General features: G+C 50.9%; 17 protein-coding genes. 5 read left to right on the top strand and 12 right to left on the bottom strand.

The window, feature by feature from the left end:
• Window positions 1–40: 40 nt before the first annotated feature.
• From PP769_RS13390 to PP769_RS13370, 5 genes are all read right to left on the bottom strand, one after another.
• Window positions 41–352, bottom strand: coding sequence for an MTH1187 family thiamine-binding protein (locus PP769_RS13390; RefSeq protein WP_312640919.1), 312 nt, complete (start codon window positions 350–352; stop codon window positions 41–43).
• A complete protein-coding gene (locus tag PP769_RS13385; RefSeq protein WP_312640917.1) occupies window positions 352–1,008 on the bottom strand; it encodes a precorrin-2 dehydrogenase/sirohydrochlorin ferrochelatase family protein in 657 nt (218 codons plus the stop codon). The genes PP769_RS13390 and PP769_RS13385 overlap by 1 nt, the downstream gene beginning before the upstream one ends.
• Window positions 1,009–1,221: 213 nt before the next feature.
• Window positions 1,222–2,121, bottom strand: coding sequence for a methylenetetrahydrofolate reductase [NAD(P)H] (gene metF, locus PP769_RS13380; protein WP_312640915.1), 900 nt, complete (start codon window positions 2,119–2,121; stop codon window positions 1,222–1,224).
• 32 nt (window positions 2,122–2,153) lie between these two features.
• Window positions 2,154–3,242: a hypothetical protein gene (locus PP769_RS13375; RefSeq protein WP_312640913.1), complete on the bottom strand. Its 1,089-nt coding sequence runs from the start codon at window positions 3,240–3,242 to the stop codon at window positions 2,154–2,156.
• Window positions 3,243–3,393: 151 nt separating this feature from the next.
• Window positions 3,394–4,212, bottom strand: a complete 819-nt coding sequence (locus tag PP769_RS13370) for an ABC transporter ATP-binding protein (protein WP_312640911.1) — start codon at window positions 4,210–4,212, stop codon at window positions 3,394–3,396.
• Window positions 4,213–4,600: 388 nt separating this feature from the next.
• On the opposite strand from PP769_RS13370, the gene PP769_RS13365 reads away from it, so the two are divergent.
• From PP769_RS13365 to PP769_RS13345, 5 genes are all read left to right on the top strand, one after another.
• Window positions 4,601–4,834 (top strand): YtxH domain-containing protein, encoded by a 234-nt coding sequence (locus tag PP769_RS13365; protein WP_312640909.1) that lies wholly within the window; start codon window positions 4,601–4,603, stop codon window positions 4,832–4,834.
• 693 nt (window positions 4,835–5,527) lie between these two features.
• Complete coding sequence (locus tag PP769_RS13360; protein ID WP_312640907.1) at window positions 5,528–6,646, top strand: glutamate-cysteine ligase family protein; 1,119 nt, start codon at window positions 5,528–5,530, stop codon at window positions 6,644–6,646.
• Window positions 6,639–7,385 (top strand): gamma-glutamyl-gamma-aminobutyrate hydrolase family protein, encoded by a 747-nt coding sequence (locus tag PP769_RS13355; RefSeq protein ID WP_312640905.1) that lies wholly within the window; start codon window positions 6,639–6,641, stop codon window positions 7,383–7,385. The genes PP769_RS13360 and PP769_RS13355 overlap by 8 nt, the downstream gene beginning before the upstream one ends.
• Before the next feature lie 379 nt (window positions 7,386–7,764).
• Complete coding sequence (locus PP769_RS13350; RefSeq protein WP_312640903.1) at window positions 7,765–9,375, top strand: sensor histidine kinase; 1,611 nt, start codon at window positions 7,765–7,767, stop codon at window positions 9,373–9,375.
• Window positions 9,368–10,726: a sigma-54-dependent transcriptional regulator gene (locus PP769_RS13345; protein WP_312640901.1), complete on the top strand. Its 1,359-nt coding sequence runs from the start codon at window positions 9,368–9,370 to the stop codon at window positions 10,724–10,726. The genes PP769_RS13350 and PP769_RS13345 overlap by 8 nt, the downstream gene beginning before the upstream one ends.
• 962 nt (window positions 10,727–11,688) lie before the next feature.
• On the opposite strand, the gene PP769_RS13340 is transcribed toward PP769_RS13345, so the two are convergent.
• The 7 genes from PP769_RS13340 to PP769_RS13310 all read right to left on the bottom strand — a co-directional run bounded on the left by PP769_RS13340 (window position 11,689) and on the right by PP769_RS13310 (window position 15,820).
• The gene (locus PP769_RS13340; protein ID WP_312640899.1) at window positions 11,689–12,312 is read right to left on the bottom strand and encodes a DUF3015 family protein; all 624 of its coding nucleotides are present in this window, start codon (window positions 12,310–12,312) and stop codon (window positions 11,689–11,691) included.
• A gap of 371 nt (window positions 12,313–12,683) precedes the next feature.
• On the bottom strand, window positions 12,684–12,896 hold the full coding sequence (locus PP769_RS13335) for a hypothetical protein (RefSeq protein ID WP_312640897.1): 213 nt from the start codon (window positions 12,894–12,896) through the stop codon (window positions 12,684–12,686).
• A gap of 419 nt (window positions 12,897–13,315) precedes the next feature.
• Complete coding sequence (locus tag PP769_RS13330; protein ID WP_312640895.1) at window positions 13,316–13,981, bottom strand: Crp/Fnr family transcriptional regulator; 666 nt, start codon at window positions 13,979–13,981, stop codon at window positions 13,316–13,318.
• A 65-nt stretch (window positions 13,982–14,046) separates the two neighbouring features.
• Window positions 14,047–14,418, bottom strand: a complete 372-nt coding sequence (locus tag PP769_RS13325) for a response regulator (RefSeq protein WP_312640893.1) — start codon at window positions 14,416–14,418, stop codon at window positions 14,047–14,049.
• 118 nt (window positions 14,419–14,536) lie between these two features.
• Window positions 14,537–14,695 carry a hypothetical protein gene (locus PP769_RS13320; RefSeq protein WP_312640891.1) on the bottom strand — a complete coding sequence of 53 codons (159 nt, stop codon included), beginning with the start codon at window positions 14,693–14,695 and terminating at the stop codon, window positions 14,537–14,539.
• Between the two features lie 154 nt (window positions 14,696–14,849).
• Complete coding sequence (locus PP769_RS13315; protein WP_312640889.1) at window positions 14,850–15,071, bottom strand: CsbD family protein; 222 nt, start codon at window positions 15,069–15,071, stop codon at window positions 14,850–14,852.
• A gap of 542 nt (window positions 15,072–15,613) precedes the next feature.
• Window positions 15,614–15,820, bottom strand: a complete 207-nt coding sequence (locus tag PP769_RS13310) for a hypothetical protein (RefSeq protein ID WP_312640888.1) — start codon at window positions 15,818–15,820, stop codon at window positions 15,614–15,616.
• Window positions 15,821–15,928 lie beyond the last annotated feature (108 nt).

Here is a 15,928-nt window from a genome sequence, read left to right as displayed (position 1 = left end):
CACAACACGGCCACCCCGGCTCGGCCAAACCGTTTCAGGATCATGTCGTTTTCAGCTTACGCTTCAAACGTTTCTCCACGCTGGCCACCTTGCCAGCCAACCGGCCTTTATGGCCACGCCGGTAATCAACCTTAATCACACAAGAAATCCGCGGACAATCCTTTTTCATCCTGGTATAGCATTGCTTCACGACTCGAAACACGTCATCCCACTCCCCTTCCAACACCGTTCCCATGGGATTGAGGCGATATTCCACCCCGCTTTTATCAATCAGGTCCAGTGACCGGGACACGTATTTTCCAACACTTTCACCCTTACCAAGAGGTGACATGCTAAATTCCAACAGCACCATTACCCACCTTCCTTTCCAACGGGTTCCACCTGCTCTTCACTGGACAACTTCCAACTATTGGGATACTGCAATTCCCCCGACAATTGAAAGCCATTGACCGCTTCCGCCAAGCGCTCACGACGCCGCAGATCGCTCATTTCCGTGCTCTTTAGCTCTTCGCGCAGGGCCCCTAGCCAATCCAGAAACTGGTCGAATTCTTCATCAAACAGCATTTCAAGATTGTGACGAAGCACCTTGGCCAGGGCCGGAGCGGTCCCACTCGTACTAATCGCTATTCGAAGATTCCCGCGTTTAACCAGCGCAGGCATCATGATCGTGGAGTATTCAGGCAAATCCATCGACCACACCAGAAAGCGTTCGGTTTTCGCCAGTTCAAATAAGGACTTGGCCAAGTCCAAATCATCCTTCAACACATTCATAATCAGCACAACCCCTTGGGCATCCCCCGATCGAAATGTCCGTCCCCGGTGGATAATTTTTCCTGAGGCGGTTAACTTCCGCAAATCAACATGAAGAGTGGGATTGACCACGGTAATTTTTGCTCCGGCATCCAACAAGCGATGCACCTTCTCCACGGCTTCCTCATCACCACCAATTACCATACACTGGCGGCCATCCAAATCAACTGTTACTTGAAATCCTGCATTCTTCGTCATGAGTATCCTCCTTTAGAACCCAAGTTATCTTACCCAACATACACCACAAGGGGAAAGGGTAAAAAAACAATCTCCAGGCCCACCCAATCAGATAGGTCACAGCCACCACAAAACACAAGAAAAGGGAAACAGAAGACCCAGTCCAAGAGAGCTGAGAAGCCGAATTTCCATCATTGATGAGTGGAGGAAAATACAGGATTACTGAGGCAGGACTTATTCAACCGGATGCTGCAAACTTTCCGAACTTTGAATGCCGAGAGATTCATAGATTTTCAAGGTCGCTTTTGATTTATTCAAGGTATAAAAATGAATTCCCTTTACCTTATGATCCACAAGATCCACCACCTGTTCGGTCGCCCAATGAATGCCAACCCCTTCTGCATAAGTATCATTCTCAGCTCGATCCATAGCCCGTAACAGTTTGGCAGGAATACGGGCCCCAAGCGCCAACTCAGACATCCGAGCCATGCCCTTTCGGGAAACTATCGGCATAATGCCGGCAATAATAGGAACTTTAATGCCTACGACTTCGCAACGTTCACAAAAATCGAAAAAGTCCCGATTATCAAAAAATAATTGGGTGCAGATATAATCAGCTCCCGCATCGACTTTTCGCTTCAGATTGTCCATTTCCTGTAACCGGTTTGGCGTACCGGGATGCCCCTCGGGAAATCCTGCCACGCCCACGCCCATCTCAGGAAATTGCTGCTTAATAAACCGCACAAGATCAGACGCAAACTGAAAGCCGTCTTCGGGAATCTGGACATCCCTGCTTCCCTTGGGAGGATCTCCCCTCAAAGCCATAATGTTATGAATACCGCTCCCCTGATATTTCGAAAGAATATGATGAATTTCGTCACGCTTGGACCCCACGCAAGTTAAATGCGACACAATGGTCAGGTCGGTTTCCCGTTGGAGTTTTACTACTAAATCATGGGTGCGTTCACGGGTGGATCCGCCAGCACCATAAGTCACACTGACATAGGCAGGCTTTAACGGCATGAGGGCCGAAATCGCTTCAAACAATTCTTGAAACCCCCGTTCCGTTTTTGGAGGGAAAAACTCAAAACTAATCGCAGGATTATAGGTCCGCAACACTTCTGAAATATGCATGTCGATACCTTAAATTGCTCACTAAGATTTGTCTAGTCTCCGGCACGATTCGACCCTGCTTGAAGAACAGCAAGGGGCCATACGCACCAACGAACGAGAATCGCTCCAACAAGACCTGTGAGGACCAGAACGGTCAGAAGATGAAACAGGGTCAGATTTCCAATCGCAATGGGGATCCCCTGTGCCTGTAGGGTGCCCAGAAACATCACATACCGGATCATCCCCATCAGCACCAGCGTAATCACCGTACAAATGAGCCCTCCCCAAACAAGCCCTTTGACCTGGGGAACCATAAATGACGCATTCAACAAGACCATGGCCAGCAACGCCGTCGTTACCCCCACAAAGAAGAAGACAGAGGGCAATCCCGTCCCGTCAATCAGTCCTCCCCTCGGCACCTCACCCAAAACAAGAAACAACCAGGGTCCGATAAGCACTTGCGGAACCAGCCCCATTAACATCCATCCCACACCATATCGAACACGCTCATCGGAAGGGGGGTAGGGGGATAGAATGGTTGAGGCGGAACCATTCGACGCACCCGTCCATCCGAGCAGACCAAGCAACGTCACCACCAATCCCCCTGCCGCCAAGCTGGCAAAAAGGAGGTGAAGGCTTTTCGGAATGACACGAGTCCAATCCACGGTCGACACTCCAAGAAGAAACCACCCACCGCCTACATACCCCTCATGAGCCATCGCATCCCATCGCCCAATCCATACGACACCTGCTCCAAAGATGAGCATGCTTGCACAAGCCAACCAGACAAGGCCTGAATTTCCTCCAGGACATTCCTCCGGCCGGCTTTTCCAAAGACAGATTCCCCCCAACATAAAACCCAGTATTTCTTCATAACTCCACGGTCCCCCGGCAAGATGAGATTCCGGTAGCGGATACCCAAGGAGGGCGGGCACAAGAAGACCGACAATCCCGGACAGTACCAATAAACCAATCGTTAAGCGAAGAACCAAGGGGCTGAGAACGTCGCGCAGGCCTTGATGGGGGGAATCGCTCTGCCATCGACACAGTAAGTCCGTCATCAGCAATAGAAGTGTCAACCCTAACGGCAACACCATCCGCCATACATCCAAGACCGTAAAGAGAAGAAACCCGTCAACCATATCCGCTCTCTTTCCTTAACACATGAATAAAAAAAATTGGATAACTTCGGGCCCAGGCCATACCGGATGAACAAGAAACCTGTAGGGAATAGAACACGTCCTGGAAGCCAAAGTCATCTTCAGCCCATTAAACGGTCTTCATGACCCGACTTTATCCGGATAATGCCGGAACAATCTGAAACCATCCCTGATCATGAAGAAGATGAACCGGAGTCTCAAAAAGAGCAGATAAACTCTGATCATTCAGAACATCCCTCTTAAAACCATCTTTCATGATCCGCCCCTGCTTCAACAATACAACCCGCTCAACCTCCGGAGGAATTTCATGGACATGATGCGTCACCAAAATCACCGTTCCCCCTTGGCGTATAAAATTCCGAATGATCTGAAGATATTGAAAACAAGCCTGCACATCCAGCCCAGTGGTTGGCTCATCCAACACAAGGATCTGAGGCTCGTGAACCAAAGCCCGACCCAACAAGGCTCGCCGTTGTTCTCCTGTCGACATCTCCCCGAAAGGGCGATCCCGAAGATGGGCAATCCCAAGCATGCTCAACATCTCAGAACTTTTGGAGCGATGTCGGAGACTAATGGCTTGATGTTCATACACATCCAAACTAGAGAAAAATCCCGAAAGAATAATATCCAGCCCCGTTGTATGACAGGGATAAGCCTGTTGCATATCCCCTGAAATTAACCCGATCTGTGAACGGAGGTCCCACACATTCCAGTGCTCCTTCCCCATCAGCCGGACATAACGATCCGGCCCGGCGACGGGATACAGTTCCCTCGAAAGCAGCTTCATGAGTGTCGATTTGCCTGAACCATTTGGACCCAGGATAACCGTCGAACGGCCCTGAGCAATCGCCAGAGACAGATCGTGGAGGACAGGCTGACTGCCGCGATACACCGTCGCATGGTGAATCTGAATGAAAGCGGATATGTCTGAACTCGACATGTCATCTGACATACACAAGCCCTCCTGCCCCGTGAACAAATAACCAGGACCCACAAGCCATATTAAACACATGACGCCTTCTCGGAATTGGTAGAGTTCATAGACCTCAAGCGCGAGGGCAGTGCAAGTCCCTGCAACTTTTCTTACACCAAAACCCAGCAATTCTATCCTTTACCAAAACAAACCGTCTCACACAAAGACAAATTGTTCCATCCTGAATACACAATCGAACTGGAAATTCACATAATGCTCAAAATCAGGTCGTCGTATATCATGAATAGACACAACCATCACTGGCACGTCAGTTGCTTCCAATAAAAATTGAGCGAGGGAAAGTAAGCCGTTGAGGGCGGCCAATATTCACCATTTTCAGCAGACGTATAAAACGAGGGAGGTCGCAATGAAATGGATGTCTTCAGGATGCGCAATCGGGACTATGGCCTTTGTGTCAGGTCTCACATTGGGAATCGCAGCAGGGCTGTTGTGGGCCCCACAGTCCGGGAAACGAACCAGAGAAGACCTACATGATCTTGCCTCCGATACCTTGGATCAAGCCGAAGACTGGCTGGATAATACCAAAGAAACGGTTGATGATTTTGTCAAAAGAGGAAAAGCGGCCGTCATGGGCGCCTAATTCCGGCATTTTTGTGGACGAGTGGTCAAACAATGTTCATGGTATATTTAACCTTGGACGAAGCGAACACGCCCTGGGAAGCGATGTCATTTTGAGCGACCTTGTCATTCAACGCTGTTCGACAAGCCTGCCCTGGTGCAGTTGAAGGGGCACAGCCCGAGTTCTTTCGAAGACCCTCAGTCTCAGTTGTGCCTATTCATTCTTGTTGCAGATCCTTCCCATGGGCTCAAGACGACAAATTGCAAGAGGGCCGTGCCAATACAGCAGTTGTTGGTCCCCTGCCGGGATAAGGGATCCCTGGTTGTGCACATACTTCCAGACCTACCTCAACCCTGTTGCCTTGGGCCCCAGGATGAATCCCAAACAATCGAGGAACAATATTTTTTTCTAGACTCTTCTTGCCCAGGGGGATACAATTAAGTCCTGTTGTCTGGTCCCATTGACCTTCCAATATTCCGGTATTTATTTGACCGTATTTCCACATTACAAGTTATTCCCGAAATTTTGAGCGGGATACTCTGCAGTGGTCTGCTGTACATTCACCAAGCCCAACCACTTCCCATTCGCAGGAAAATCTCATTCTCTGACGGATAGTTCCGCCAAGGGAAGGTGGCACAAATCTGATTAGATACCGGACACAAAACCAATCCCGTTCTTGGACCACCACAACCGATAAGGACATACGATTTTGCCATGGCAGGCCTAACACAAACTCCGTTTCATCAACGAATCGTCATCGGCGTCGAAATTGAGGCGTACAGCATCAATGTCACCGATCACAAGATCGGCAGGCGCCTGTCAAAACCACGGCCTGGTCTTTCCGAATCCGGCGAACGATTTACCCGGGATGCCTCCATCGGCAGTGAGTATAATAGCCGACCATTCACAACCATCCGGGAAAGCTTATTTTTACTCAAGGCCGGCCTGCGAAAATATCTGCGAGGCCTGTATCGCAGTCGAGAAGACGAACAAGACTATCGTGTGCCGTTATTTGTGGGAGGCTGGACGAACCGGTTTGCCGGCACCCACCTTCACATCTCTGTCGCCAATCGTAAACTCACCAAACAAGAAGCCACCGCACTCAGCTGGCATCTGCATGACCAGCTCCCGTTGCTCATCGCGACCGGAGCTAATTCTCCCATATGGGACAAAAAAGTCACGGGCAAAGCCTCCAACCGGTTTCTTCGTGGAAATGCCACCTACTTCACCCCCACAAAACGAGGGGACCTCACATCGGTCGATACCCGGGAACTGGTCTATAGCAAAGGCCGGAAAACCAAACCGCCCACTCTGGAAATACGGGTCTTCGATTCCAATATTCCGGAATTTGTCGTGGCGAATTTATGCCTGGTTAAGGCTGTCTGTCTGCGATGGCTGCGGGGCGAAGCCGCGGCCAATCGGATGAGCCATGCCGATTACCTACTCGCCCGGACAGAAGCCGCCACGAAAGGCATGAAAGCCAGGCTTCCCTGGAAACGCGAATGGATGCCGGCTCCGGACTATTTAGACCAGTTCTTATGGGAACACCGGGAGGAATTCGACGCCATGGATATTCCTGAAGAAATTTATGAGGTCCTGCGCCTGCTCAAACGCAGATATAACGGAGCACGGCTCATTCATGATGCGGTGGCCCTGGCCATTCGCGAGCACCCGCAAACCTGGCAACGCCGTTTCGCCAAACGCTATCGCTCAGGATTGGGGCATTTGCTCAGCGGCAACACTTTGCAGGATTTTGCCGCAGAACTGGAAGTGCCCTTTCCCAGCACCGAACGGGTGTGGCTGGGTCGAAAACGAGCATCCATCGATGAGTAAACGCTATCCCGCCCCGTTGATCGGGATCACTTGTGAAGCCGTGTCTAATCGCAAGGACTTCGCCAACTACGACTTGTTATGTGATCACCGCTATGCGGCCGCCGTCACCGAAGCGGGCGGCCATCCCGTGTTGCTCCCGATTAACCACAGGGAAACTCTTCGCAATCGCTATTTAGAAGGCATCGACGGGTTGGTCATTGTCGGAGGAGACGATTTGGATCCAACCTGGTATGGAGAACGCCCAAAAAAACGCACAAAAGTTGCATTTCAAAACCGGTCCAAATTTGAAGCCTGGTTATACAAGGCCGGGAAAACCCGTCGGTTACCCATTTTAGGAATTTGCTATGGCATGCAGCTGATCAATGTCCTGGAAGGCGGAACCCTTCATCAACATATTCACCCGCCCAAGAAGGGCTACAATGTGGACCATGAAGGAAAGAAAAACGGGCTACATCCAGTCAAAATCATTCAGGGCACTCGATTAGCCAAAATTCTCGGAAAGGGTCGCAAGGTAGTGGCCACAGAACATCACCAGGGCGTCCGGACACTGGCTCCAGATTTTATTCCTGCCGCCATCGCCAGCGACGGACTCATTGAGGCGATGGAACATCCCAAATACCCTCATATTTTTACGATTCAATGGCATCCGGAACGACAACTCCGCAGCCAAACCACACAACGGCTCTTACGGGCCTTTGTCCGATCCTGCCAACACTACCAGCGAACAAGAAACTCGTAGTAGGCTTCAACTCGTCCTATTGTCCAACCAAAAAAATCGTAAACTTTAGGACCAAGGGATCGGACAATGAGACCGGGAAGAGTGACGGACTGTGGCATCTGGCAATCTGAAAGGGACCCATCCTGCACGAGACATTCATGGCCAAGGTAAACCGGAACGCCCGCACCATACTGTCATTCTGAGCCGGAGGCAAAGAATTTTGCCCAGGTCGAACAGTCCCACACCCTCCGAAAGATCTTTCGTTTTTCTCAGGGTATCAAGATGACTCAAGATATGGACACGTACCTGACGCATTCACCATTCTTCATCGGGCATGCGGGCTTTGACACCCCTGGACTTCTTACCAAAAGATGACAACAATCCGTTGGAATTTCACACAATGATTTCCTGGCAACATCCCTGGAAGCTCCAAGCCAAGGCTTCCTTCATCATCATCCTCATTGTGGGCGGGGCCATTCTGGTCACGGAACTCCTGCATCAGTATTATGTGGCGGAATTGGCCAAAGATGTCATTCACTCAAAATCTCTTGTCCTTTTGCGGCAAATCGGCGCGCGCTTTCAATCAGAAAAGCATTTTCACAATGCGATATTACGGGAGAAATATTTAAACGATTTAATGAGCCGGAACCCGGATCTCATCTTTCTCCGGGTCTACGGGAAAAGCGCCAAACCCGATGAACCGCCTATCCTCCTGACGCAAGTTGGAGACACCAAGGACGCTTCAAGTGAAATCCCGTTGATGGTCACCCACACCTTCCAATTTGAAGAACCCCAAGGCCGCTTTCACGATCAACCCGGGGATGATCGGCTTAAACTATCCACGCCTCTTGCCATACAGGGAAAAACCAGCGGGGTCATTTACGCCGAATACTGGACTGGACAACTTACCACCATTACACGTTTTTTTCTCAATTGGTCGCTCGTCATCAGCCTGATCATGGGATTCGGCATCGTGGTGGCGTTAAACTTCTTTCTCTATCGACATGTGATCCGTCCACTTGGACGGCTAAAAGCCGGGCTGGCTGAAGTTGAAAAGGGGCAATGGGCCACCCTGGTCCCGATCGAAAAAACAGACGAGATAGGCGAATTAGCCCGCCAGTTCAATTCCATGGCACAACAGATTCAGGAGGTCATGAGGGAAAATGCGTCATTGAATCAGGCATTAGCTCAGGCCCGGGATGCCCTACAGACCAGAGTGGAGGATGCGACGGCAGAACTACGGCAACGGAATGAAGAGTTGGCCGCCGTCAACGAGCGCCTCTCCATTGCGCAACGTGATATTCTCCGGCAACAACGGTTGGCTGTCTTGGGTCAACTGGTCGCCACCATCGCCCACAAGATCGGCACACCCTTAACGGCCATTTTCGGACACCTGCAACTGCTCCAGGAAGATCCGCATCTTTCCCATGAAGTCCTGGAGCGGGTGCGAACCATGCTCAAACAAACCGACCGGCTCACTCACAGCATCCAGGACTTACTTACCTTTACGCGCACACCCACCATTTCCGTCGAACAGGTCTCGGTTCCGACCCTGATCGACCAGTCGTTACTATTATTTCGCCCCCTTCTCCAGGAGCACGGCATTCAAGGCCTTACGCATTTTGCACCCGATTTGTGGTCGGTCCAGGGAGATGCCTTTCATCTTCAGGAGGCCATCAACAACCTCATCGATAACGCGATCGATGCCATGCCGGACGGCGGGCAATTGACCATTCGGGCCCGAAACGCCGAAGATACCCATCAGGCAGGACCGGAGGTCATCATTGATATTCACGATTCAGGACCAGGGATTCCGCGTGAACACATAGAAAAAATATTTGACCCCTTCTTTACCACCAAAAGCGTGGGGTCAGGAACGGGCCTTGGGTTGGCCATCACCACCGAAATTATTCAATTGCATAAGGGTCACATCACCGTGCATAGCGAAGAGGGCCATGGCACCCGTTTTCTCATTCGGCTGCCGGCCTGGGGGAACTCGGATCATGCATAAAGCTACCATCCTCATCGTCGATGATGAACCGGACACACTGATCCTCCTTCGGGAAATCATGGAAAAAGAAGGCTATCAGGTCTACACCGCGACGAGCAGTCAAGCCGCCTTACACACCTTCGTCGATCAAACGCCCGATGTCGTGTTATCGGATATTCAAATGCCACACATGGACGGACTCGCCCTCCTGGCCGAAACACGGAAACGCAGCCCCCTCACCCAGGTCATTCTCCTCACCGCCTATGGATCGTTGTCGACGGCAGTGGAAGGGATCAAAGCCGGGGCCTTCGATTACCTCTCCAAGCCATTCGCATTGGAAGAAATTCGTTCCGTCGTCAGACGGGCCTGTGACCATAAACACACTCTGGAGCAGGCACGCGTATCGATTCAGCCACTTTTGCCAAAAGGAAATGGCATCAACCAGATACAAGGCAACAGTCCGCCGATGGTGGCCGTATACAAACTTATCGCCAGGGTCGCCCCAACGGAATCCACCGTCCTCATCCATGGTGAAACGGGAACTGGAAAAGAACTCATTGCCAGGGCCATCCATGCCAACAGTCTCCGAAGCGACGGGCCGTTTATCGCCGTGGATTGCGGCACCCTCACAGAAAATCTTCTGGAAAGTGAATTATTCGGTCACGAACGCGGCGCCTTCACGGGAGCCATCACCCTCAAAAAAGGACTCCTGGAATCGGCCAATCGAGGCACCTGCTTTCTGGATGAAATCGGCGATATCTCCCCGAACCTGCAGAGCAAACTTCTCCGGGTCCTACAAGAGCATGAAATCCGCCGAGTGGGCGGCATGGAATCGATCAAAGTCGATGTCCGCATCATTGCCGCCACCAACAAACACCTTAAAAAGCTGGTGGAATCCGGGAAGTTTCGGGAAGACCTGTATTATCGGCTCAACGTTGTCACACTGCATCTGCCATCGCTGAGAGAACGGGTCGAAGATATCCCCACACTCATCGACTACTTTCTCACCAAATATACCCAGCTCAACAATAAAGTCATCACCGGAGTGCACCCCCAGGCGTTAGCCCTGCTCACCAACTATTCCTGGCCGGGAAATGTGCGTGAACTCGAACATACCATCGAACGAGCCGTGGTCATGACTCCACATTCGCTTATCATGTCTCACGACCTCCCGTTAGCGCTTGTCGCGCCTCCCGCCCTACCCGACCAATCGCCATCCCACCCAGACTGGAAAACGCTCGGACAGCTCGAACGGGAACACATCCTTAAAGTCTTAGATGCCCAGCAAGGCGATGAAAACCGCACCTCGGAACTTCTGGGCATCCACCGGAAAACCCTCCAACGCAAACTCAAAGAATACGGCCTCCGCTAGCCTCAGTCCCCGTCATCCGCATCCAATATCCACCCGTGTTTCTCATCATCAGAAAAGGAAACCAGCAGGAAGCAAAAACTACAAGTAACCTTCACTGACCTTTCACCTTCAGGTCGGCTAACCAGCCTGACGTGTATTTCGTCAGGCGGACCTTGTTTGACCCTTGCGAGTTGGGCCGTCCTCCCTGCGCCCACGTCAGCTGGATTCAATGAGGCCGACCTGGGTGAAAGTATGATTGTTGCGTCTCGAGGAGCGCAACCGTTGTTTGGCGACTTTTCCCGAAACAAAAGGACCTCACCGTACGGGGGCGAAACCCCGGAACCTCACTTCCCTCTTTTCTTAATCACCAAGACATTTTTACGGTCCGCGCTTTTTCCTGGAAGGTCCTGAAGGGTTCGTCTTCTGTGATCCGACGCCTGCCGGCTGGCCCCAAGGAGGGCGCTCTTTTCAGCAACGGACCCTGTTTGAGCGGAGCGAGTTGGGCGAGAGGGGAGTCATTAGATCTGGCGTCCATGAAATAGGCCTATGCCAAGCCGGCAAGGCTAGGAGAGGATGATTGTCCGTCTATGCCTCTCGCCAATTGATGGAGAAAGGAAAGATGGATCCCCCATAATGAATTGCGGAAAGAAAAAAAAGACTGATCGATGCTGGATTTTCTTCCTTGCAGCTAAGACCCATTTCATTCGAGAAAGAAAGCCAAAACCATGTTTACTCAGCTCAGCCAGATGGAATTGGCCCAGGTGGGCCCACGAAGGGTGGCCAACTCGCAAGGCTCAAAACAAGGTCCCTAACGAAAAAAACGTCAGCCAGGTTAGCAACCTAAAAGTGAGGGCCGTAGGAGAAACCCTCGTCATATTTTTTCTCCTTCCCGTTTGCAACTGGCGGGAAATAAGAGAGTTCGCCTTCCTCACACCATGCAGAGGCAAACTAAGAGTCCGAGGATCATCCAATGAGGCCTTCCCTTACGAGTAGGGTGACGTCACGCGTAACGTTTTGATCAGACGTCTAAACGATTCCGGCCGGGATTGGCTCTCATCAAAAATAAAGGCATGTTGGCGTTGTGCGGATTGTAAGAAATTGTCTCGCGTTTCTGGTGGGATACCCATTAACACGGACAGAGAGACCAGATATTCTCCAGATCCCCTGGATATGTCCTCTTGCAAATTGTCAAAGTTGACGACCACAAACGCAATCTTTTTATGATCAGGGTTGAGCATGCCATCCGCATTGAACCATGCTCCGGGTGTCGTGCTGGAAAGAAATTCTCTGGTGGGCTCGGTGAGATCGGATGTCGCTTGACTGGTCCCGTCGGTCAGTCTGGTAATCGAATCTGTCGAGGCGTCAGTCAGCTCGGTGGAAGCATCAAACGGGGCCTTGGTCAAATCAACCGTGGCATCGGTAATACATCCAGTTAAGAACCCGCCCATGAGCATGGCCACACACAACCCCCGTATGGAATGGAAGAAAAACGGCTTCCGGTTTTCCCGTAGATCCCATTCGACAGTTTCGGACGAGAGACAGAGGTGTGTCGGTGCGAGCCGCGGCCTTTTAAGAAAACGATATAAATGACGGAAATAAGTACTCATGCGCTATTCCCCCTTAGTTAGGAAAATAAAAAAATGTATGAATTATTGAAAATAATAGACAATTACTCTGCTTTCCTTCCCTCCCCAAGTTTATCCTGAAAGGACAGGATTTTGTACTATTGACGAATACATGGATCATGGTTCGCCGCCACATCTCTCACAGCATTAGATTGAGAAGGACTACCCAACCCCGCCTGAGGTCATGTGGGCCCTGAGGGCCTACACGGCTTCGGACTGACATTCTCCCGGTGTTTCCGTATTTCGAAATGTTGGGAATCTTGAACAAACGGGGTGGGACGTGGTTCATGCTGCCCCTGCATTCATGGTCCGGCAGGTGGCAATGGCGTGATTATGGAAAACGAGCCCGCTCGTTATTTGCGGGCAGCCACTGCCCGCACGGTCAAGGCATATTGATTGATGCGTTCCGCCCGGGGCGATGAGATCTCCCCCTTTTTCCTCATGGGCTCTTCTATGGATTCACAATTGATGCACCGCACCGCATCATACATCCAGACAGATCCATTGTTTTCTAGACCGTAAAACTGATCCGACATCTGAAATCCTCCGCAACGTAGACAATTCATATCTGCCTCCTTGTTGACTACAACCTCCGTTATGAAATAATTGTTCCTCCGTAAGCCTTTTCTCTACAAGGTCGACATCTTTTCGGCCTACGACACAGGCAACGCCTCCCTCTCCCAACATGCTTCAGCCACAGATGCAACCTATAGCACACTCATCATTGGCGATAAGCCCGAAGAGGTATCCATGGCGTGCCCCTTTAACAATCAATCCCTTTCTGCGAAGCGCGAGAGCACACAGTTTGACAGGCGTGAAATGCCCTAACTCATAATCATAGGCCTCCGTGGAAGGTCTGTCTGGTCAATTTTGCTCAGTGGTGTGGACGAAAACGATGGCACCGCGAGGAGGTGTTCCGGCTCAACTTTATTGAACCGACTGAACGGCAAGAGAAGCGGAAGGGAGACCAAACGGAGGAGGTATTCTAGTCGTGAAGGACGACATTCAGGAGGGAACTGTGCACGTGCAATTCCTTGTCCGCTTTGCTGTTGTATTCAATGAAGCCCAGTTTGCGAAACTTATTCATAAAGTAACTGACGCGAGAGCGCGTGGTGCCGATCATTTCCGCCAGCGTTTCCTGACTCAATTTCGCAATGACGGCCTCCGGCTTGCTTTCTTTTCCAAAATGGGCCATGAGGAGCAGCACACGCGCCAGCCGCTTCTCGCTGGAATTGAAGAGTTGATCGACTAAATCCTCTTGGATGCGAATATTGCGTGCCAGGAGATGCGTGAGGAATAGTTCAGAGAAAGTGGGTTGGTCATGAAGTATTTTGATCATGGCGGTTTTGCCAATGCGAACGATTTTGGCCACACCGACCGTGGTCGCGGCCTCCAGACGCAATACCTGGCCGGTGAGGCAGGCTTCCCCAAAAAAGGTCGCTGGCTCCAGAATCGCCACAACGGCCTCCTTTCCGCGTTTGGAGACTACCGTAAGCGTGACCTGGCCCTGCAGAATATAAAAAACGGCCTCAGCCCTCTCACCTTGTGAAAAAAGAACCTGGTTTTTTCGGCACGACAGGATGGTTTTACCCTCCCCGACTTGCGTCAAAAATGCGATTGAATTGAATGAGGTTCGTCGTTTAGGTGCCATGCATCCTATTGGAATAAGAAGGGTATGAATTCATGATAACGTCAGGCACTTGAAAACCATTTTTCTTAAGAAGCCGCGCCGACCGAGCAACGAAGGACGCCTTCCAACTCTACCCAATTAAAGGGTTTATACAGACAGGCCCGCGCCCCTGCCGCAATTGCCTGGGCCTCCAGGTGGCATTCAGTATGGCCAGTGAGCATCACGACCGGTATGGACGGGTACCGCTCCTGCATATGCTGTAGGACCGTCAACCCCGTGATCCCAGGCATCTTATAATCAAGGAGGACCAGGTCATAGTCCGCCTGTCCGAGCATCACCAACCCTTCCCGGCCATTTTCAGCAAGGTCTACGGTGTGCCCGGAATATTCCAGGCGAATTTTCAGATAATCCCGAATGGAAACGTTGTCGTCGACCACGAGAATGTGTTTTCTAATCATTGTAAAAGGCAACCTTTCCTGTCAGAAATGGTTTGCATGCGACTGCGAGGCATCGTCCCTTTTAATTCGAAACGAACGATGCGCTTCCCTCCGCGTAAAGCTTTCTCCTTTCACTGAGTTACTTTTCACTGAAAACTACCTTCTTGAGATGGACAAGCTGTTCCGACCCTTTGAGCAACGAATCAGAGTACCCGGGACCTAATTCGTGAGCGAGACCATTTTCGCTATGGCCTGAATAGCCATATTGGCGTTCATCGTCATACGCTCGTTTATGCATACCTAATTGGTCTCATCGAAATAAGGCACAAGAAGAAAATGGTTAATTGGACACAGCCGGCATGTAGGCGGTGCACACAATTATGAGATAGGGTATGTTCATGAATTTCTCATTGCCTGAATGGAATGCTTGCGCACTGCTCTCTCCTTCGAAATTACTCGTCAGCAGGTCTTTTGCTTTGTGATTTCAACCGCATACGGCTTGCGCCATTCGGGAGTTCATCCTTTTTGTCACCATACCGCTCCTGCACCTTGCCGAGGATCGTGAGGTCAATTCCTTCAATCTGCTGCAAGGCATCATCGGTGAACTTGCCATACCGCTGCTTGAGTTCACCTTTGAACTGCTTCCATTCTCCTTTGCGTTGATCGCCGTTCATATTTTTCTCCCTTCCATAAAAGAATCGGGTCCGCTGAGTACCGTCTCGAACGGTCCCTGACCCCCTATTTTTTCCGATGATGGGTCACTATGAAAGCAAGGCCGGACAATGTCTGGTCAAAATTGCTCAATTTGGGGATTTTTTTAAAGAAGAGATTTGGGGGAGAGCTTTCAGGAAAGACGGCCTGCTCAGACATAGACTGTCCAGCATCTGACTGGAACCCTGCCAATTTCAAGGATAACGGGCGCGAGGACGGCTATTGCAAACACGACCTATAACCGAATGGTGAGTTCATTCATCCTCCAGGAGGGTGAAGTCCTGGATTAGACACGCAAGGGTGCCGGACCTTATGACTTACCATAACCGGGATAGCCTGGCTATGGCCTACTCGAGTTATTGAGGTGCCCTGACAACAGCCAACCGATGTGGTCAGGACAAACCCTCCCGACCTACCAGGCAGATTAGACCTGGCCGTCTGCCCCCACTTCTACATTTCACAAGTGGATGGGTCTTTTTCTCCATCTGTTTGAGGAGAATGTGTTTCATAACGTGGCGAGCGTAGTGAATCGGTATGCAAGTGAGACTTTCGCAGCACCCTTTTCCATGAGACCTACTACAGCCAGGGTCGCTCCATCCTCCTGGATCTTTTCAACGAGTGGCTCCAGCCCTTCTCTCCTCACGAACTCACCAATCTCTTTTTTTGTCCCAGTGGGTTCATCACGTCGTGTCCCGGAAATTGAACCCCTCATCCAAAGTTCTCCCACTCCGAGTGATCGTAGCCTATGCCGGGACACACAAGCTGTCATTTGCCATTGAATGTCGTTCCTTATCCGTACAATGTTTTCTTGATATGCGGG

It is taken from the genome of Candidatus Nitrospira allomarina, from assembly GCF_032050975.1.
GTDB classification, from domain to species: Bacteria; Nitrospirota; Nitrospiria; order Nitrospirales; family UBA8639; genus Nitrospira_E; species Nitrospira_E allomarina.
Note: the sequence above shows the minus strand (reverse complement) of the source record. Positions and strands in the feature narration are given on the sequence as shown.